General features: G+C 47.0%; 15 protein-coding genes and 1 riboswitch. Of the genes, 3 read left to right on the top strand and 12 right to left on the bottom strand.

The window, feature by feature from the left end; all coding sequences use genetic code 11:
* Nucleotides 1–45 precede the first annotated feature (45 nt).
* The 7 genes from ABN764_RS12455 to mug form a co-directional block, all read right to left on the bottom strand.
* The gene (locus tag ABN764_RS12455; RefSeq protein ID WP_446672250.1) at nt 46–1,683 is read right to left on the bottom strand and encodes a formate--tetrahydrofolate ligase; all 1,638 of its coding nucleotides are present in this window, start codon (nt 1,681–1,683) and stop codon (nt 46–48) included.
* Between the two features lie 245 nt (nt 1,684–1,928).
* Entirely contained in the window at nt 1,929–3,128 is a 1,200-nt protein-coding gene (locus ABN764_RS12450) for an iron-containing alcohol dehydrogenase (protein ID WP_446672054.1), read from the bottom strand.
* Between the two features lie 295 nt (nt 3,129–3,423).
* Nucleotides 3,424–5,235 carry an ABC transporter ATP-binding protein gene (locus tag ABN764_RS12445; protein ID WP_446672249.1) on the bottom strand — a complete coding sequence of 604 codons (1,812 nt, stop codon included), beginning with the start codon at nt 5,233–5,235 and terminating at the stop codon, nt 3,424–3,426.
* A 67-nt stretch (nt 5,236–5,302) separates the two neighbouring features.
* A complete protein-coding gene (locus ABN764_RS12440; RefSeq protein WP_446672053.1) occupies nt 5,303–7,129 on the bottom strand; it encodes an ABC transporter ATP-binding protein in 1,827 nt (608 codons plus the stop codon).
* 112 nt (nt 7,130–7,241) lie between these two features.
* Entirely contained in the window at nt 7,242–7,694 is a 453-nt protein-coding gene (locus ABN764_RS12435) for a MarR family winged helix-turn-helix transcriptional regulator (RefSeq protein WP_174809229.1), read from the bottom strand.
* A 191-nt stretch (nt 7,695–7,885) separates the two neighbouring features.
* On the bottom strand, nt 7,886–8,059 hold the full coding sequence (locus ABN764_RS12430; protein ID WP_005543625.1) for a hypothetical protein: 174 nt from the start codon (nt 8,057–8,059) through the stop codon (nt 7,886–7,888).
* 211 nt (nt 8,060–8,270) lie between these two features.
* Nucleotides 8,271–8,786: a G/U mismatch-specific DNA glycosylase gene (gene mug, locus ABN764_RS12425; protein ID WP_446672052.1), complete on the bottom strand. Its 516-nt coding sequence runs from the start codon at nt 8,784–8,786 to the stop codon at nt 8,271–8,273.
* Between the two features lie 283 nt (nt 8,787–9,069).
* On the opposite strand from mug, the gene ABN764_RS12420 reads away from it, so the two are divergent.
* Complete coding sequence (locus ABN764_RS12420) at nt 9,070–9,279, top strand: cold-shock protein (RefSeq protein WP_174809227.1); 210 nt, start codon at nt 9,070–9,072, stop codon at nt 9,277–9,279.
* Between the two features lie 141 nt (nt 9,280–9,420).
* On the opposite strand, the gene ABN764_RS12415 is transcribed toward ABN764_RS12420, so the two are convergent.
* Entirely contained in the window at nt 9,421–9,735 is a 315-nt protein-coding gene (locus ABN764_RS12415) for a YbjQ family protein (RefSeq protein ID WP_021255722.1), read from the bottom strand.
* 343 nt (nt 9,736–10,078) lie between these two features.
* On the opposite strand from ABN764_RS12415, the gene ABN764_RS12410 reads away from it, so the two are divergent.
* Nucleotides 10,079–10,897 carry a hypothetical protein gene (locus tag ABN764_RS12410; protein ID WP_174809226.1) on the top strand — a complete coding sequence of 273 codons (819 nt, stop codon included), beginning with the start codon at nt 10,079–10,081 and terminating at the stop codon, nt 10,895–10,897.
* Between the two features lie 155 nt (nt 10,898–11,052).
* Here ABN764_RS12410 and ABN764_RS12405 read toward each other — a convergent pair whose 3' ends face one another.
* The 4 genes from ABN764_RS12405 to ABN764_RS12390 form a co-directional block, all read right to left on the bottom strand.
* Nucleotides 11,053–11,703 (bottom strand): TVP38/TMEM64 family protein, encoded by a 651-nt coding sequence (locus tag ABN764_RS12405; RefSeq protein ID WP_021255720.1) that lies wholly within the window; start codon nt 11,701–11,703, stop codon nt 11,053–11,055.
* Between the two features lie 312 nt (nt 11,704–12,015).
* Nucleotides 12,016–12,216, bottom strand: coding sequence for a cold-shock protein (locus tag ABN764_RS12400; RefSeq protein ID WP_005543633.1), 201 nt, complete (start codon nt 12,214–12,216; stop codon nt 12,016–12,018).
* Nucleotides 12,217–12,452: 236 nt separating this feature from the next.
* The gene (locus ABN764_RS12395) at nt 12,453–13,151 is read right to left on the bottom strand and encodes an ABC transporter permease (protein ID WP_174809225.1); all 699 of its coding nucleotides are present in this window, start codon (nt 13,149–13,151) and stop codon (nt 12,453–12,455) included.
* A complete protein-coding gene (locus tag ABN764_RS12390; RefSeq protein WP_021255718.1) occupies nt 13,141–14,064 on the bottom strand; it encodes an ABC transporter ATP-binding protein in 924 nt (307 codons plus the stop codon). The genes ABN764_RS12395 and ABN764_RS12390 overlap by 11 nt, the downstream gene beginning before the upstream one ends.
* A gap of 432 nt (nt 14,065–14,496) precedes the next feature.
* A riboswitch (cyclic di-GMP riboswitch) is annotated at nt 14,497–14,584 on the top strand.
* 151 nt (nt 14,585–14,735) lie between these two features.
* Between ABN764_RS12390 and ABN764_RS12385 the strand changes: the two genes are divergently transcribed.
* A complete protein-coding gene (locus ABN764_RS12385) occupies nt 14,736–19,106 on the top strand; it encodes a MucBP domain-containing protein (RefSeq protein ID WP_446672051.1) in 4,371 nt (1,456 codons plus the stop codon).
* The last annotated feature ends 43 nt before the right edge of the window (nt 19,107–19,149 follow it).

The raw sequence follows: 19,149 nt of genomic DNA, 5'->3' as shown, positions 1-19,149 counted from the left end.
TCCTATGGATAGAGGAGAACATTCGAAGGTTCGTTCCCATCCAACCTAGCTCAAACCTGAAATAGACCCATTTGGGTCCACATGGATGCGCTCAGCAGCAGGCCGTGCCGGCATTCCCGGCATCGTAAGCACTTGCCCCGTGTGCACCACGACAAATCCAGCTCCAGCAGATAAGCGAACATCCTTCACTTCAACAGTGAACGCCTCTGGTGCACCAAGCAGGCCTGCTCGATCGGAGAAGGAATAAGGCGTCTTCGCCATGCATACAGGCAGGCGGCTTGCTCCAAGCTGCTCCAGCTTGCGCAGAGCACGCTTCGCCGCAGGCTGATAATGCACACCCGCACCGCGATATATACGCGTAACGACGGCTTCTATCTTCTCCTCAATGGAATACTCATCCGGGTACAGCAGCTGGAATTGCGATTCAGCATCAGAGGAATCGGCCAATTCGGCAACATACTGCGCCAATGCGCGGCATCCTTCGCCACCATTCTCCCATGCCTCAGACAGGATCGCGCGCACTCCCGATTGTGTACACAATTCGATAACCGCATCCAGCTCGGCAGGCGAATCTGTCGCAAATCGATTCACAGCGACAACCAGAGGCACGCCGAACTGCTTTATATTTTCAATATGACGCTGTACGTTCACGAAGCCAGCACGAACCGCTTCCACATTTTCAGCGGCCAGCTCCTGCTTGGATACGCCACCGTTATATTTCATTGCCTTCACCGTAACAACAAGCACGGCTGCCGACGGGAACAAGCCTGTCTGGCGGCACTTAATATCCATGAATTTCTCCGCACCAAGATCAGCGCCGAAACCCGCTTCCGTCACTACATAATCCGCCAGCTTCAACGCAAGGCGAGTAGCACGAACACTGCTGCAGCCGTGCGCAATATTCGCAAATGGGCCGCCATGCACCAACACTGGATCCCCTTCGCCTGTCTGCACCAGATTCGGATGAATGGCATCCTTCAACAATGCACACATCGCTTCAACTGCATTCAAGTCTGCAGCGGTAACTGGCTCATCCTCTTCGTTGAATGCCACTACAATGCGTCCTAGGCGACTGCGAAGATCATCCATATCTTCCGCCAGGCATAGAACCGCCATAACTTCTGAAGCAGTTGTAATCATGAATCCATCCTCACGAACAACTCCATTGCCATCTCCAAGACCAACGACAATACTTCTAAGGGCACGATCATTCATATCGACCGCCCGCTTCCATATGATTCGGGAAGGGTGTATTCGCAGAGCATTCCCTTGATGGATATGGTTGTCTAACAATGCCGCAAGCACACTATGTGCAGATGACACCGCGTGAATGTCACCAGTAAAATGCAAGTTAATATCCTCAGCCGGCACGAGCTGCGCCTTGCCGCTTCCCGTGGCGCCACCCTTCATTCCCATACAAGGACCAAGCGAAGGCTCCCGCAATGCCGCAACTGCCTTATGTCCAACTCGATTCAGACCTTGGGTCAATCCAATCGTCGTCAATGTCTTCCCTTCACCAGCCGGTGTCGGATTCATTGCTGTTACGAGAATGAGCTTCCCGTTCGGCTGATCGGCTACGCGATTCCATACATCCTGTCCAAGCTTGGCCTTATACTTCCCGTACTGCTCTACATCTTCTTGCGGAATGCCCAATTGCGCTGCAACATCTACGATTCGCTTCATCGTCATGCCCTCTCCCCCTGTATCCGGTCGTGTTCCACCTTGAGAATAGTTAGTGTCCATTCCTGGTAAACATATCATCTTTATTATACACGTCCAGCCTGTTGCGTACATGTACGTTCCTCACAACGGAAATAAAGGCAGCAAAAGTACATGACAAAAGTGCATCGCAAAAAGGCCTGCTTGCGCAGCCCCCGCAATATGCGTGAGCTTCACAAGCAGACCCTATAGTTTGCAATATGAATTACCTACGAATCATGACTCTGCTGAAGCGGTGCCGCCTCGGCCAGCACACCTTCGAAGGCAGACAGGTACACACGACGAATATCATCTTCTGTTAGCAGCAGCGGACTGCGTGCAAGAAGCCGCCTCTGCTGTATGCCATCCTGCACAAGTGACTCCAGTGCGTCACGAGGGATCTCGAAGGCATCCAACGTCTGCGGGATTCCCGTTTCTTCGATCAGCTGCTTCATCCGCTCAATGGCAAGGCAGGACGCCTCTGCATCGGTCAATTCACGAACATCCGCGCCCATTGCCTCTGCGATATGGCGAAGACGCGTCATACAGGCACCGCGAATATAATTCATCACATACGGCAGCAGAACTGCATTGGACTCGCCATGCGATAAATGGAATTGTCCGCCGAGCGGATAAGCAAGCGCATGAACACCGCCCACGCCCGCGTTGAAGAAGGCGAGGCCAGCCAAATAGCTGCCATAGCTCATTTCAGTCCGTGCTTCCTTGTTCGTTCCATCCTTCACTGCCCGAACGAGCGAACGGCTAATTAAGCGAATTGCATGCAGCGCCACCCCATCCGTTGTCGGACTGGCGTGTACAGATACATAAGCCTCTATTGCATGGGTTAATGCATCCATGCCCGACGCTGCAGTGACTCTCGGTGGTACACTCACGGTCAGTTCTGGATCAATAATCGCCGCATCAGCCAGCAAGTAATCATGAGCAACAACGTCCTTGGTTGTCTCCAATGACAGCACGGATATATCCGTTACTTCCGAGCCTGTGCCTGATGTCGTCGGGATTAGAATCTTCGGCAGGCCGCGTACAGATAATGGACGAGTCCCGCTCAAATTCAAATAATCCGCAACTGCTCCCTCATGCTGCGATAGAACTGCCGCAAGCTTAGCCAAATCCAGCGCACTTCCCCCACCTAAGCCAATGACAAGATCGAACTTACCTTCACGTGTATAGCGAACGAGTGCCTCTCCTGCCGCAAGCGGCGGCTCCGGCATCGTATCCGTATAGATATCAATCTCATAGCCTGCCTCACGAAGCGGCTGAAGTACACGCTCCACCGTACCGTTGCGAAATACCGACTTGCTCGTCACGCACAATATCCGCTTCGGCGCGTGACGCTCCACTTCGGACAGCAGTTGGGCTGCTGATCCCCACCCTGTATATTGATAGGGTGCAAATCTATGTGTAAACATACCTTTCTCACCTCTTCTTTATTCTTTATCTTGAACCTTGCTCATTACGCACACCTCGCATGGATTCGGAAGTATGATCGTATCATCCTTAGAGCCCTTGATCAACCTGCTACCAAAGATAGGCGAATCGATTTTCCATAATATATGTATACAAATAAGAGCCTCCTGGATGGATCAGGAAGCTCCCCCAAATGATTAAGCTATCTTGACTATCTGTACTGTATTTGCCAACCACTATTATAACTCACCTTCATTATCATTATCATTATCTGTCATGCATTCGATATCACCGGTATCAGGATACTTCCTGAATAAGGGGGTTCATGTACAATCGATAGTAGAACCCTTCCCGCTTCAGCAATTCTGCATGAGTTCCACGCTCAATAATACGACCGTGCTCGATAACGAGAATTTGATCTGCCTCTCGAATCGTGCTTAACCGATGAGCGATAACGAAGCTCGTACGTCCCTTCATCAAGGTCTGAAGCGCCTTCTGAATATGCATCTCTGTTCTCGTATCAATACTGCTCGTCGCTTCATCCAATATAAGAATAGCTGGGTTCGCCAAGATAGCCCGTGCAATCGTCAGCAGCTGACGCTGCCCTTGACTCAGGTTGCTTCCGTCTTCCGTCAGCACAGCGTCATATCCGTCAGATAAACGCACGATAAACGAATGTGCATTGGCAAGTCTGGCGGCCTGCTCCACCTCTTCATCCGTTGCTTCTAATCTTCCATAACGAATATTGTCCTTAACGGTTCCGGCAAACAAATAGGTATCCTGCAGCACCATGCCAATCGAAGTACGCAGCTCTTCCTTGTCCATGTCTCTAATATCTTGCCCATCAATAAGGATCGAGCCTTGATCAACATCATAGAAACGCATGAGCAAATTCACGACCGTTGTCTTACCAGACCCAGTTGGACCAACAAGTGCTATTGTCTGACCGGGTTGTGCAGTTAGCATAACCTCCTTCAGCACCGGTACATCCGGCTTATATCCGAAGGATACATCTTGGAAGACAACTTCCCCCTTCATACCTTCTAATGGCAATATTGTCTGTTGATCAGCATACTCCGGCTGCTCATCCATGATTTCAAAAATACGCTCTGCGCCAGCAATCGCTGCCTGCAACATGTTATATTGGTTTGCCAATTCGTTAATCGGACGAGCAAATTGCTTCGAATAATTGAGAAATGCTGTAATAATTCCAATCGTAATGACGCCTTGAACTGCCATATAGCCGCCAACCGCCGCAACTAATGCGAAGCTAATATTGTTAATCGCATTCATGAGAGGAGGAACGAAGCCAGAGAAGGCTTGTGCGTGGATACCCACATGTCTCAGCTGAATATTCTTCTTCTCAAACGCTGCAATTGCTTCTTCCTCGCGGCCAAATGCCTTGATGACTCGCTGACCTGAAATCATCTCTTCAATATATCCATTCATTTCTCCTAGCTCACGCTGTTGATCCGTAAAAAATCGACGCGTTCGCTTCGCTATGCTGCGGGTCACAAACAGCCCCAGCGGTACGACAATTAAGCTAATCAATGTCAGTACAGGACTTAGTGCGATCATCATGCCGATAGCACCAGTTACCGTTATGACACTGGTGAAAATCTGAATCGTACTCTGTGACAGAGAGTTGTTGATATTCTCGACATCATTGGTCAGACGACTCATCACATCTCCGCGCGGTCGCTCATCAAAGAACTTGAGCGGAAGTGTCTGCACCTTGACGAACACATCCTTGCGAATCGCCTGAACGGTTCGCTGCGAGATGCTTGCCATCATATATGTGTGCATCCATGAGGTTAATGCACCTAGGGCATACACAATAAGCAGCCAAGACACAAGTGATCCGAGCAAGGCGAAGTCGGTTGTCCCTGAGTCGATGCCTAGGCTGTCAATAGACTTGCCGATCAAATAAGGACCAATCAGTGCACACACGGAGCTGGCGACGACAAGCAGGAAGACTCCCAGCAGCGGTATGCGTTCCGCACGCAAATACTGCCACAGTCGAATGATAGTCGCCTTGGATTGCTTAGCCTTCTTAGGAGGGCCCATAAGGTGCATGCCCCCTGATCCAGGCCCTTTGTGACCCATCATTTTGACAGAATGATCAGCGGAACTGCGTTCTTGCTCCCGTCCTATGCGAGAATGCTGCTCTGACACGCTATACCGCCTCCTCTCCGACTTGGGAACGATAAATATCCTGATACACTTCACAGCTATCCAGCAGCTCTGCATGTCTACCTATGCCAACCACATATCCATCATCGAGCACCATGATGCGATCCGCGTCCAGCACGGAACTGATTCGCTGGGCTACTATGAGGCAGGTCGTGCCCTCCAACTGCTCTCGAAACGCCTTCTGCATGCGAGCCTCCGTACCTGTATCCACTGCACTTGTACTGTCATCCAGAATAAGTATGGACGGCCGCTTCAACAACGCTCGCGCAATGGACAGGCGTTGCTTCTGCCCACCGGACAGATTGACGCCTCGTTGTCCAATCATCGTATCGTAACCTTCTGGCAGCTTCTGAATGAACTCAGCCGCTTGTGCAGCTTCAGCAGCAGCCTGCACTTCCTGATCGGAAGCTGCTGCATTCCCCCAGCGAATATTATCCCGAATTGTCCCGGAGAACAGGATCGATTCCTGAAGCACCATACCAACCCGCTGCCGCAGCTTGCGCAGTGGGATATGCCGAACATCTGTCCCACCCAGCAGAATATGTCCTTCTGTTACATCATAAAATCGTGGAATTAAGTTCACCAGTGTTGATTTGCCTGCACCGGTGGAGCCAAGAATCGCAACCCGTTCCCCTGGCATTGCCGTGAAAGAAATCCGCTTCAGGACAGGTTGCCCTCCTCCACCTGTATAGCTGAAAGAAACTTGATCGAAGACAAGCTGGCCATGTGCTTTAGAATAAGCTGTGGTGTGCTCCGCTGAATCCGTTGCTAGTTCTGATTCATGTTCTGTTAGATGTTCCATTGCATGCTCTGGCCCATGCTCCACTTCCAGTCCAACGTTACGAACAGCAGCGATATCTGAAATATCCGTCTGTGTATTCAATACTTCAGATATTCTGTCTGCAGACACCTTAGCCCGAGACAGCATCATAAGCATCATCCCCACCATCATAAGCGCGAACAGAATTTGCATCATATAGTTCGTAAAGGCGATGACTTCTCCCACCTGCATACTGCCGCCGTCCACCTTGATTCCACCGAACCATAGAACAGCTACAATACTGAAATTCATAACCAGCATCATAACAGGCATCATAAGCGCCATAATTCGAGCAGCCTTCACCGTTACTTCAGACAAGTCAGCGTTCCTCTTTTCAAATCGTTCCTGCTCATACGAAGAGCGAACAAACGCTTTAATAACACGTATGCCTGCTAAATTTTCGCGCACTACACCATTTAGTCGATCGAGTTTGGTTTGGACGTTTTTGAATAGAGGAATACCTTTGCGGAAAATAAGAATAAGTGCCCCGAATAGCAAAGGAACCGTTACAACAAATATAAGAGCCATCTGTGCGTTCAGCGCGAACGCCATCGCGATCCCACCCATGAACAACAGCGGAAAGCGAGTCATCATGCGCAGCATCATCAGCACGACGTTCTGCACCTGAACGACATCATTCGTTAATCGTGTAATCAGAGAGGAAGTATGGAATTGATCCAACTTGTCGAAGGAAAAGGTCTGAATGTTCTTGAACATGGCCAAGCGGATATCTGCGCCAACATGCTGTGAAGCAATACTCGCAAAATAAACGCATCCCATTCCACCCGCAATACCGACAAAGGCGATGCCGACCATCATGAGCCCTGTTTTTGCGATATATCCCATATCCCGATTCACTACACCATAATCTACAATATGGGACATTAGCGTCGGCTGCATCAGATCACATATGACCTCAACGAGCATGAGGAGCATCGCGCATAAAGCCGCTTTTCGATAAGGCAAGATATAAGCAAATAACTGTTTCATGAATACAGCGCACCTTTCACGTTAGTTTGTTAACTAATGATACAAACTGCAGGAGGGGACGGCTCGTAGCCTTATTGCAGAGACCCTTTAACAGCAAACAGCGGCTGCTATTCTATTCGCCTACCCTCTCTTCATCATGAGCAGACAGATTGTGATACATATGCAGCAAGAAACGACGCAGCAGGATTTTCTCCTCCTCGCGGAATCCTTGGAAGCATTGCTGTTCCACTTCCTTCACAGCCTCCTGCACATGCCCTACGGCATCCTTGCCTCTTGGCAGCAAATATACGCGGGAAACCCGCAAGTCCTCCTCATCCGCACGGCGTTCGATGAGCCCCGCTTTCTCCAAACGATTCAGCATCACCGTAACCGTTGCTGGCTTAATCTTCGCCTTCTCCACTAATTCCTTCTGGCTCCGCCCATCTTGATCACTAAGCAGAAACAGCATCGGCAGCTGCCCAGGATGGATGCCCACATCCTGCACCTTCTTCATCATTTCATTGTTGTATGCCCGCACAACCTGTGACAGCAACACCTCTAACGAATCCAAATACGTATCTTCCATTGCCTATAAACTCCCATTCATTTATTTAGCCGACTACTTATTTTGTGACAGTAGTCTACCACAGAGCTGAATCGGATTCAAGCAGCAGACAACCCCCTCGAACGTACATAACCTGCACAAAAAAAAGCATCTGCTCACGCAGACGCTCTCTTCCTGATTCCCGTATATCATCAACAGTCCGACATACTGCCTTATTTATGGCTAGCATGCAGATCATGCATGTTCTGATGAAGCTCCTTAATCATATGATTCATCAAGTATTGCTCTTGTGAATTCAGTCCGTGCTGATTGTCCTGTGCAATGTATTGCTGGATATTCCGCTTTAACAGTTCATTTCGTCTATCTAACATTTGTTCGTAACTCAAACAGAAGTCACTCCTCGCTTGTTGTACGTGCACAATTTAAGCCTATTTAAGTATAAGGAGTAGACTCTTGTTAGAAAAATGTGGTGTTCCCTCTTCCTGCCGCATCTGACCGCAAGAAGCATCATCTTCATGAAACAGAACGGTTCGCTTGTAATAATGCTCGCTTTTACTCCCTATTAGTCCCCTGCATCAAATATAAGCCCATTCTTCATCATTCCCCACCGGGATTAAGTGCCTCTGTTAGTCTTGCATAGATACTTACAATCTCATCCAGCTTCATACGGACAAGTCCACTGGATGAAGGGGCGACGAACTCATATACGCCCTCTACAACCGGATCCGCCTGTACACCCCAATTGATGCCCGCACGTCCACTGTACTTCTCATACACACCCTTACCAACAAAGCATACAGCCCTCGGCTTATACATCTCAATTTTCTGACGAAGCAGCTGGCGCCCTTCCGCATACTCCTCTGCCGTTATCTCCGCAGCCTCTCTAGTCGGACGGGCAACAATATTCGTAAATCCATAGCCTAATTCAATCAGATCGCCATCTTCCTCTGCCCGGAACAACCTTGGAGTCAGACCTGCTCGATAAATGATCTGCCAGAATCGATTGCGTGGATTCGCATAATGATGCCCCGTCGCCCCTGATCTCAAGCTTGGATTAAAGCCAACGAACACAATACGCAGATGCGGTGCAAGATGATCGGGAATGAAATCCATGGACATGACCTCCTTCGCTCATTTACAACATCATGAGAAATTAGAAAATTTCGCATATTTTTCGAAGTCGACTCACATAATAGAAGAGCGGCAACATGCGAAAACGCTCGTGAGCTGCATAACATTCGTTTTCACTGTACCGACTGCGCTTGCAGACATACTTGGAACTTGCCGAGTCAACCGTGAATAGAAGGGCTGTCCATAGGGGCAGTTCTTTTCATTCAGCCCGCGCTTTTATTTATCCCATCTCATCAGCGCGCACAAATAAAAGGAGGGTTCTACCATGTACTATGCAAAAAAACAACCCGAGCCAGTTCCCGAGGAGCAAACATCCATCTGGCAATGCAGTCAGGACGGCTGCCCCTGTTGGATGCGGGAGAACTTCACATTCGACGACACCCCCATTTGCCCGATCTGCCAGTCTACAATGGTTGAATCGTCGCGTATGCTCCCTACACTAACGAACAACACCAATTATGCCCACACGAAGTAGAATCGCTCAGCTTCGACGTCCGCGGCTGGCTTCATCCGTCTATGGACTGAGGCTGGCCGCATTTTTTTACAGCGAAAGGTCTGTGCGCTCACAATGAGACACAGACCTCTTATTTATTCTTATTTTGTTCTAGCGCTTGTACTAACGAACAACGACTGCCGTACCGCTTACTGCAACCATCAACATGCCTTCTCGCACCACTTCATAATCCACGTCAATGCCGACAATTGCGTTGGCGCCAAGTCGTCTTGCCGCATCCTTCATTTCTTCCATCGCAATGACACGCGCTTCCTTCAATTTGCTCTCATATGCACCAGAGCGACCGCCTACTACATCACGCACAGAGGCAAGGAAGTCCCGTACGACGTTGGCTCCCATGATTGTCTCTCCCGTTACAATATCTATATATTCTACAATTTCTCTGCCTTGAATCGATGGTGTTGTCGTTACGATCATCATTTCATTCCTCCTAAGGGTAGGGTAACTTGAAGTTCTTCATACATTCACTGTTTTCTATAGTATCCAGTATACAGCGAGCCATTCACAGTACCTATTGATTAATATGACAATCCGCCCTTATTTACTTACATTTTTGCAACATGCATCTGTTGATGCCTCTACTCTGTCCAATCAGATATCCAGACTACCTTGACAAGACTCTATTTGTTTGGTTATATTTTACATGTAAATAATATATCGTAATTTCTTGCGACGGAAGCACCCGTAGGAATGGGCAATCATGCCCTTCTTGCGGGTTTTTTTGTTGTCCTGAAGTTAACGACCAAGAGGAGGTTTACAAATGAAACAGAGAGGTTGGCAAGTCTCAGCAGTACTGCTCGCCGTGTTACTTCTACAGCCATTGCTATCCGCTGTATCGCATGCAGCAAACAAGGAATTATCCCCCACAGCGAAGAACGCATTGACGAAGATAGCTGAATCCGCTACCCCAACTCAATCCAGCTCCATAGACTCCATGTATAGTGAGCTCATTTCCTTGCAAAATCAGAGCCTGCAGCGAGACAGCACTCTGAAGCGGATGCAAGCAAAGAACAAAGAAAACCTGACCAATGTACGCAGTAAGCTTCAACACTGGGATACCGACAAGATTAATAAGCTCGACGCCTCTCTAAAGCAAACAAGACAGCGCTACGAACCGCTATTCGCTTCATACCAGCTCCTGAACGATCAGCTATCCCGCATGGGCTCCAAAAAAGACGACAAAAAAGAAATGCTGCGCAAGCAGCGCGATATTGTGAAGGCCGCAGTGCAATTAGCAAGAATGGACATTAAAACAAAGGTAGAAGCAGTAAAGAAGGCACGTGAGGGCAAATCAAAATTCGTAAAACGCGTACGTGATATTCTGGCAGGCATCAATACCGTGAATGCCCAAATGAAATCAGAACGAAGCACGGTTAGTGAGTTACAGAAACGCACTACGCCACTATGGTCATCGCTCAATCAAGCAATTAAGAAGGGAGACGCCAAAAGTTCACTTCAGTCGCTAACATCCCTCGTCTCCCTAATTCGTCAAATCGATCAGTCCAAAAAGAAGCTGGAGCAGCACGAGTCACGTATTACGGAAATTGTAAACAAAGCAAAAGGCACCTTCACTTCATGACATAATACAGGCTCTACGGTTCACGCCAACTGTAGATGGTCGCAAATAAAAATCCCCGGAGTTATCCGGGGATCATCATTCACATGCAGCTGCGACGTTGACTAGACGGAAGGGCGCAATCATTCTACCTCCAGCCGAGACCCTAATCGCCGTTTTTACACTGACTGCTTATGCTGTTCTAAGGCAGCGTCTATATGCCCTTCTTCATCAGAAGTATGCCGTGTGAAGCGTGCTTCAATTTTTTTGCTAATCAACAGAGACAGGCCTATAAATAGGACGACAAAAATAAGTTGCAGTGGATGATCAATAAATCGTTGTATATCGTGACCAATATAGGATACGGAGAATACCATGAGCGCCTTGCCAAAGAGAATCGCAATGAAGAAGGAGCGGATTCGCATGCGCGCAACAGCCGCGACCATATTAATAAGAACGAAGGGACCTACTGGGAAAATACTAAGCAAGAAGACATAACTGAATGCATTATGACGCACCCACAGCATGCTCTTCTTCACCTTCGGCTTCTCAGCCCAGCGGGCGAGCAACGGGTGGCCTGCTGCCTTGCGCACAATGAGGAACGTCAGCATGCAGCCGCTCACAATTCCAATCCATGAATAGAGAAATCCGAGCCACAACCCATATACTGCAGCATTCACACCTACAATAACGAGGGTAGGCAGCGGCGGGATAAAGGACTTCATGAACGTCAGTAATATGCCCGGCAGCGGCCCGAAGGAACGGAATTGCTCCAACAACGCCTTCAAATGCTCTTCTGTAAAATAAGAAGTTATCTCGGATAGTTCCATGTTGTACGTATCCACCAGCCTCTATATTTATCTGTCCAAAAATTGCTCAATATGATTGCCATTGTCATACGAGATGGAAGCTGCCATAAGCTCGCTTCGAACAATAGCATAACATACTTCATCCCCACTATACTGCCTTCCACAACAAAAAAGATCGACAAATAAATGGCGTGGCTGCGAACAGAACTAAAACGAAGCGGAAACACAAAGAGCCGCCCCTGAGGGCGGCTCTTTGCTATTCATACGGCATCTCTGCCGCATAAATTAATAAATGCCCCAAACCTTAGGTCTGGGGCATTGTAATTTCGTGTCTTACAGCTTTACAACGTTCTCAGCTTGTGGTCCACGGTTGCCTTCAACTACGTTGAACTCAACGCGTTGGCCTTCGTCCAACGTTTTGAAGCCGTCGCCAGTGATTGCGGAGAAGTGTACGAATACATCGTTGCCGCCTTCAACTTCGATGAAACCGAAACCTTTTTCTGCGTTGAACCATTTAACTGTACCTGTTTGCATGAACAAATACCTCCTAAAATTTACATGACCTCTTATTTACATAAATAAATAAAATTCACATATTGGACAAGGTTATTCTAGCTTCAAAATAACCCTCTGCAATATGTGAATCAGGTCAAATTTGAATATAGTCATCTTACCACAAGGTTACCCAAATAGCAATTCCTGTTTTTTAATTTGTTTTAATTTCCCGTTGTCCAAGTCTTCTCAGGCTCAGACAACGTCAGCGTATTCAACTAATTGACCACATCTACGTGCTCAACCTTCTTTATTGTCATGTACATTACGAATGCACCGATCAGCGCCAAGATGATCGGAACGATAATGATTGAATTCAGCGAGACTCCCCCATTATTCGAGCACACGATGGAAACAATGAGCAAGGAAGACATGATCGTCGTCGGTGTCGAATATTTTCTCATGCCGAAATATAGCGGAATGAGGCTCATAATGCTTGCAGCCATTGCATTCATGATCAACTTCAATGCCCCTCCCCCAATTATCGACAAAGTCAGGGGCTCTTGTATAATGGGTACAATTGCATTTGCTGTCAACAAGATCGCGTTGAGCACAATTTCAGACACAATAATATTGCTAAATGTGAAAATGGCGATAATGGCCAACTTGCTGAGGAGGATCTTTTTCCGACTTATTGGATACATAAATAGGATGTTTATTGTCTTTGATTTATATTCATCAATAATGAACCGAGATATCAATACTGCTGCAAAGACGATAAAGATCATTCGTACAAATGAATCCACACCCACAAAAAGGGCAGTGTAATCCGCGAAAACAACTTCTTCCATCATGTTAGGACTGTATAACATTAAGAATAAGATGGCAATCGCGATAATATTTGCAATAATTGCGTTTCGAATATACCCTCCTATGTGATGCTTCCGAAGCTCCAAAGCTATCAAATTACGCAACATGATCGCCTCCATCCAACAAAGATAAGAAGTATTCCTCTAAAGAGCTGTTTTTCTTATGGATCGATTCTATTAAAATATCGTTCACGACCAGTTCCTTCGTCAGCACTCCCTGCTGGATATTCGGATCATATACTCGAATTATGCGCTCATCCATGACTCGTAGATTGTGTATGCCTAGTTTATCTTCGAGCAGGAACGCAGCTCGCGTGCAATCATTCGTCACAATCTCAATATATTCGCTATTTTTCATACGAACCTCATCCATAGACACTTCTGCAATTAATCGACCCTTATTAATGACACCAATCGTATCTGCAACAAGCTCAATTTCACCCAGCAGATGACTTGATATCAATATCGTTGTACCATATTGTCTGCTCAGCATGAGAAGCAAATCGCGTATCTCCTTAATCCCTATCGGATCCAGCCCATTAATAGGTTCATCCAACAGAAGCAGCTCCGGCTTCGTTGCGATCGCTCTGGCGATCCCTAGCCGCTGTTTCATTCCAAGCGAGAAATCTTTAACTGCTTTATCACCCACATGGTTGAGCTTCACCAGCTCCAATGCCTCATCTATGGCCTTCATGTTGTGATATCCCATGTACTCGCAGTGCAGCTCCATATTCTCTCGTGCCGACAGCTTGTCATAAAATACAGGGTATTCGATAATTGTCCCCATCCGAGCCAGCAGATGATACGACTTAGGGGCTAGCGCTTCCCCGAATACTTCAATTTGACCCATTGTAGGCTTAATTAAGTTCGTAATCATTTTCATAATTGTTGTCTTACCGGCCCCATTCGGACCCAAAAATCCATATATCTCTCCTTGACGGATGTTCATATTCACATTCGAGACAACCTCTTTGTCTAGGAACGTCTTCGTCAAATGATGTGTACGTAATAAATACGTCATGCCAGTATCTCCTCCCGCTCAATGCGTGCTTCCCGATGACTTTATTGTATGAGGCATTCCTCTCTAATTCCTTACTCAATCCTTACAAAAATCTTAAGCTCTATTTGCTCTTCATTCAGTCTCACTCGACACACCTTGGTATTCCTGAAGCCAATTGCTAGATTATCTGCTCTACTCATTATCGTACGGGCATTGGAGCGTTTCAATCCGTTATTTCCTTCTGATAGCGATGAATAGTTATTAAGTTGGAGGCATATAGATGGATTATCAGGTATGGATCAACTCTAGTAGGTTAATACTTGTAGTATGTATACAAACTAGTATTTTCTTATCATTGACAAATTGTTCCTCGTAACCTATATTGAGCTTGATAGTTCCCTATGCCTATGATTACAGTCATCTTCGCTTGGATAAGAGGTGTTATGATTGATCAATCACATAGGGCACACTAATCGAAAGATTAGGCCGCAAAGCTTCGGAGTCTAACGGTTCTACGACCTATGATAGTCCGGCTGCAACTAACAATTCTGTTACTTGCAGCTGGACTTTTTTTATTTATGTGAAGTTCTGGCGGAATTAACTGTCCGTTGAGCTATATAAATAAGAATGAGGAGGCATGGACTCACTTCGGTAGGGGAGGAATAAAATGAAAAAATGAGGTGGCGAATTGAATGAAACGTAGAGTAAAGTTGGCCGTAACATGGCTGTGCGTATTTGCCGTGTTCTTCGGGTTTATTCCTCACACACTGCAAAGTGCAGATGCAGCCGCACGTGATCCAATTTGGCCAGAGCCAGGTGCTGTGAAATTAAGCAAGACAGCGAAGCCAACCGGGACGCCAGGAGAGTGGCAGATTACTCTGACCGCCGAAGGGAAGAACGTTGAAGCCGGTGACACCGATGTTGTACTTGTCTTAGACAAGTCAGACAGTATGAAAAGCTACAAACGGTTAGACAATGCCAAAAAAGCTGCGGAGAAATTTGCAAATACACTGCTTTTGTCCAACGTCAAAACAAGAATTGCTCTTGTCACGTTTAGCACCAGCGCAGAGGATACATCATCTGGATTCCTTGGCCAGAATGATAAACAGCAGCTCCTGAACAAAATTAAGGGCATCTCGGCTTCCGGAGGGACAAACATACAAGGCGCTCTCAACACAGCACATCAGTTACTAACTACAAAGAGTTCAGCTAAAAATAAATTTATTGTGCTGCTTAGCGACGGTGCGCCAACGTTCAGTTCTCCTGCAAAAAAGGCCGCTCCTTATTCATGGCCCAACAACAAGTATAACTTTGTACTGTCCAACTTTGACTACACCAAGACTATCGGATCCGGCAGCAGCTATGAATTATCCTCTGGCTTGTTGGGGGATCGATACAAGGTAGATAACTATACGGTTAAGGACAATGGAATTCCTACGATATCTCAAGCCAAAGCATCCAAGGATGCAGGAATCACCATTTATTCGATTGGGCTTGAGGTCGGCAATGATGCTAACGCTGTATATGTATTAAAGAACAGCGCTTCAGCAAACAACTATTACCCATCTGACAGCGCGGAGCTGGAGAAGGTTTTCTCTGAACTGGCAGGGAAAATTTCCTACGCGGCTGAAAATGCTGTAGTCAAGGATCCGATGGGTGAAATGTTTAACCTTAATTTCAAGGGTAATGAACCTGTTGAAAAGCAAGACTATACAGCATCTCAAGGCACGGTGAAATGGGATGCAGCTTCGGAAACGTTTGTATGGGACGTTGGCAACATTGTAGAGGGAAGTCCGGCAACCCTGACATATACCATCAAAATGGACTCTTCTAAAAATCCGAGTGCCGATGTCAATTACCCGACAAACGGACGTACCACCATGGAATACACAGATGTGAATAGACAACGTACAACAAAAGATTTTGAAGTGCCACAAGTCAGCTTCGGCAAAGGCTCCATTCTTGTGAAAGGCTACAAGGTTAATGAACAAGGCGAGCCTATTAACGCAGACGGCAAGGTTGTCGAACGTGTGGATCTTGCAGAGCAGTTGTACAGCGAGTCTTTCACTGTCAATGGGAAGGATGCGCTGGATATAGGGCCGAAGTACAAGGTTCCTGCTCCGAAGCTTGATAACTATGTGTTGAAAAAGGGCACCGACCCTACAGAAGAAACGTTAACACTGCAGGAACCTAACAAAACAGTATGGTTCGGATATATGCTAGCTCCACAAAAGCTAACGATTAAGTATGTAGATAAGGATACCGGCAAGTCCATCGCTAACGACGACACTTCTCGCTCTGGTAAGATTGGCGAGTCTGTTACGTTGAAAGCTATCGACATCCCGGGCTACACGCCTGAGAAGGCGGAAATAACCTATACTGTCAAAGCAGCCGATAACGTGGTTACCTTCTTCTACAAAAAGGCGGATCTCCCTATCACCATCAAGTTCGTCGATAAGGATACGGGCAAATCCATCGCTAACGATGATACTTCTCATTCAGGTAAGATTGGCGAGTCTGTTACGTTGAAAGCTATCGACATCCCGGGCTACACGCCTGAGAAGGCGGAAGTAACCTATACTGTCAAAGCAGCCGATAACGTGGTTACCTTCTTCTACAAAAAGGCGGATCTCCCTATTACCATCAAGTTCGTCGATAAGGATACCGGCAAGTCCATCACTAACGATGACACTTCACATTCAGGTAAAATTGGCGAGTCTGTTACGTTGAAAGCTATCGACATCCCGGGCTACACGCCTGAGAAGACGGAAGTAACCTATACTGTAAAAACTGCGGATAATGTGGTTACCTTCTTCTACAAAGCGAACGCTCAAAAAGTAATCATCAAACATGTCAGCAGTCTTACAAACAGAGAAATCGCTGCCCCAACATCTGAACAAGGTGTCACTGGCCAGACGATTACGTTGAAGGCTCTAAGCATTCCAGGCTTTACAGCTGACAAGACGGAAGACAGCTACACATTTAAGGCCAATGACAATGTATACACATTCTTCTATACGCCGAGCAAGCAGACATTGATTGTCGAGTATTTGAGTAAAGACACCAACAAACCACTTGCAGATTCTGATACTTTTAACAGACCTACCGGCACGAAGCTTGGGTTGGAAGCCAAGAAGATCCCTGGCTATACGCCTGAGGTAGAAAGAGAGCTTTACACATTCACAGATAAAAACGACACGTACAAATTCTTCTACATCGCGAATCCACAAAAAGTAACCATCCACTACATTGACCAAGACACCAAGCTTCCTATCGCAAAAGATTCTTCGAAAGACGGCAAAACTGGAGAATCAATAACACTGATTGCACTAGAAGTCACAGGCTACACTCCAGTCAATCCAGAAGTAAAGTACACGTTCACTGCTGAGGCTAACCAAGAGCACACCTTCTTCTACACCAAGAATGCCCCTGTAGAACGTACTGTTCACGTCCACTATAAAGAGGCAGCTACTGGCACAGTTCTGAAGGAATCTACTTCGACTAGCGGCAAGGTTGGAGCAACCATCACACTGAGAGCAGAGGATATTACAGTTGATGGTGTAATCTACGTGCCAGACTCCTACCAGCATGAATACACAATCACTGAGCAAGCTGAACAATCCTATACGTTCTTCTACAGCAAGAAAGAGCTGCCAACCTATTTCGTAACTGTTCATCACCTTGAAGAAGGCACTGACGCAGTGCTGCATGAGCCTACTACGGTCAGCGGCAAGTCTGGCGAAGTCGTTCATGTAACAGCAGAGCCAATCTCCGTAGCAGACGCTGTCTATCAGCCTTTAAAGTTCAATCATGACATTACGATTGACGGAACTCCAGAACAACAGTACACGATTTACTACAAAAAGGGCGATCCTGTAGAGGCATTGCTGCTGACGGTACTGCATCTGGATAAGGAGACTCTTGCACCGGTAGCAGAACCAACTTCGTTGAAAGGCAAAGCCGGAGAGCACATCACACTGAAGCCAACACCGATCACAGTGACAGACGCTGTATATAATCCAGAACAGTCTACTTACAACTATGTCTTCACTGCGGATGCTTCACAGACGTTCACGATCCTCTACATCAAGAATCCAATCAGCAAGCCTGATCAGCAAGTAACGATTAAATATGTGGAGCAAGGAACAGGCAAGCAGCTCGTAAATCCAACGACGAAGAGCGGCAAAGCTGGGGAGAAGGTCGAACTTACGGCACTGTCCATATCGGGGTATACACCTGTGAAATCCACTGACACTTACACCTTCACCGATAAGGAAGGGCAAGAGTATATCTTCTATTACACGCAAAACTCAAGTGGCGGAGGCAGTAGCAGTGGAGGCAGCAGTACCTCCTATTATCCAAGCTCCAAGCCATTGCCACCAGTTCCACCATTGCCACCGGTGCCGAAGTTAGAAACGCAATATCATTACAATTACATCAATGGATATCCGGATGGGGAAATCAAGCCGAAAAAACTGATCAGCCGCGAAGAAGTGGCTGCTATCTTCTACCGCTTAATGGAGAACACTACACGAGCCAACTTCTTGAAGGGCACCAACTCTTACAAGGATGTAGCCGAAAAGCGCTGGTCAAACAGACACATCTCCACGATGGAGAATGCAGGGATTATCACTGGGTACCCAGATGGCACTTTCCTGCCAGAAAAACCGATTACGAGAGCAGAGTTCGCCGCAATTGCTTCCAGATTCGATAAGCTGAATGAGCAGACGAATACACTGTTCTCCGATATCAGCGGTCATTGGGCAGAGAAATACATTGTATCGGCAGCCAACAAAGGCTGGATTAAGGGTTATCCAGATGGCAAGTTCAAGCCAAATCAGTACATCACTCGTGTCGAAGCAATGGCGTTCATCAACAGCGTACTGAACCGAAAAGTGCACAACGATGATGTCCACAAAGACGCGAAGAAATGGCCGGATATCGCCCCTACGGATTGGTACTATTCCGATGTGATGGAAGCGACGAACTACCATGACTACCACCGCAACAAGGATGAATTCGAATCGTGGGAGAAAGTAAACGCTGATGTCGTGTACCCATAATCGCGACTGAGCACGAATATGCAGCAAAGCGCCTCTTCGACGC

This window comes from Paenibacillus wuxiensis (assembly GCF_040195695.1).
Classification (GTDB): Bacteria; Bacillota; Bacilli; order Paenibacillales; family Paenibacillaceae; genus Paenibacillus_B; species Paenibacillus_B suaedae.
This window is presented reverse-complemented; position numbering and strand designations above follow the sequence as displayed.

Excerpts from the sequence above, each read along its gene's own strand:
- ABN764_RS12440 (WP_446672053.1), bottom strand. The coding sequence starts at position 7,129 with ATGAAACAGTTATTTGCTTATATCTTGCCTTATCGAAAAGCGGCTTTA.
- ABN764_RS12415 (WP_021255722.1), bottom strand. The coding sequence starts at position 9,735 with ATGATCGTAACGACAACACCATCGATTCAAGGCAGAGAAATTGTAGAA.
- ABN764_RS12390 (WP_021255718.1), bottom strand. The coding sequence starts at position 14,064 with ATGACGTATTTATTACGTACACATCATTTGACGAAGACGTTCCTAGAC.
- ABN764_RS12385 (WP_446672051.1), top strand. The coding sequence starts at position 14,736 with ATGAAACGTAGAGTAAAGTTGGCCGTAACATGGCTGTGCGTATTTGCC.
- ABN764_RS12445 (WP_446672249.1), bottom strand. The coding sequence starts at position 5,235 with ATGATGGGTCACAAAGGGCCTGGATCAGGGGGCATGCACCTTATGGGC.
- ABN764_RS12400 (WP_005543633.1), bottom strand. The coding sequence starts at position 12,216 with ATGCAAACAGGTACAGTTAAATGGTTCAACGCAGAAAAAGGTTTCGGT.
- ABN764_RS12395 (WP_174809225.1), bottom strand. The coding sequence starts at position 13,151 with ATGTTGCGTAATTTGATAGCTTTGGAGCTTCGGAAGCATCACATAGGA.
- ABN764_RS12420 (WP_174809227.1), top strand. The coding sequence starts at position 9,070 with ATGTACTATGCAAAAAAACAACCCGAGCCAGTTCCCGAGGAGCAAACA.
- mug (WP_446672052.1), bottom strand. The coding sequence starts at position 8,786 with ATGGATTTCATTCCCGATCATCTTGCACCGCATCTGCGTATTGTGTTC.
- ABN764_RS12405 (WP_021255720.1), bottom strand. The coding sequence starts at position 11,703 with ATGGAACTATCCGAGATAACTTCTTATTTTACAGAAGAGCATTTGAAG.
- ABN764_RS12410 (WP_174809226.1), top strand. The coding sequence starts at position 10,079 with ATGAAACAGAGAGGTTGGCAAGTCTCAGCAGTACTGCTCGCCGTGTTA.
- ABN764_RS12435 (WP_174809229.1), bottom strand. The coding sequence starts at position 7,694 with ATGGAAGATACGTATTTGGATTCGTTAGAGGTGTTGCTGTCACAGGTT.
- ABN764_RS12455 (WP_446672250.1), bottom strand. The coding sequence starts at position 1,683 with ATGAAGCGAATCGTAGATGTTGCAGCGCAATTGGGCATTCCGCAAGAA.
- ABN764_RS12450 (WP_446672054.1), bottom strand. The coding sequence starts at position 3,128 with ATGTTTACACATAGATTTGCACCCTATCAATATACAGGGTGGGGATCA.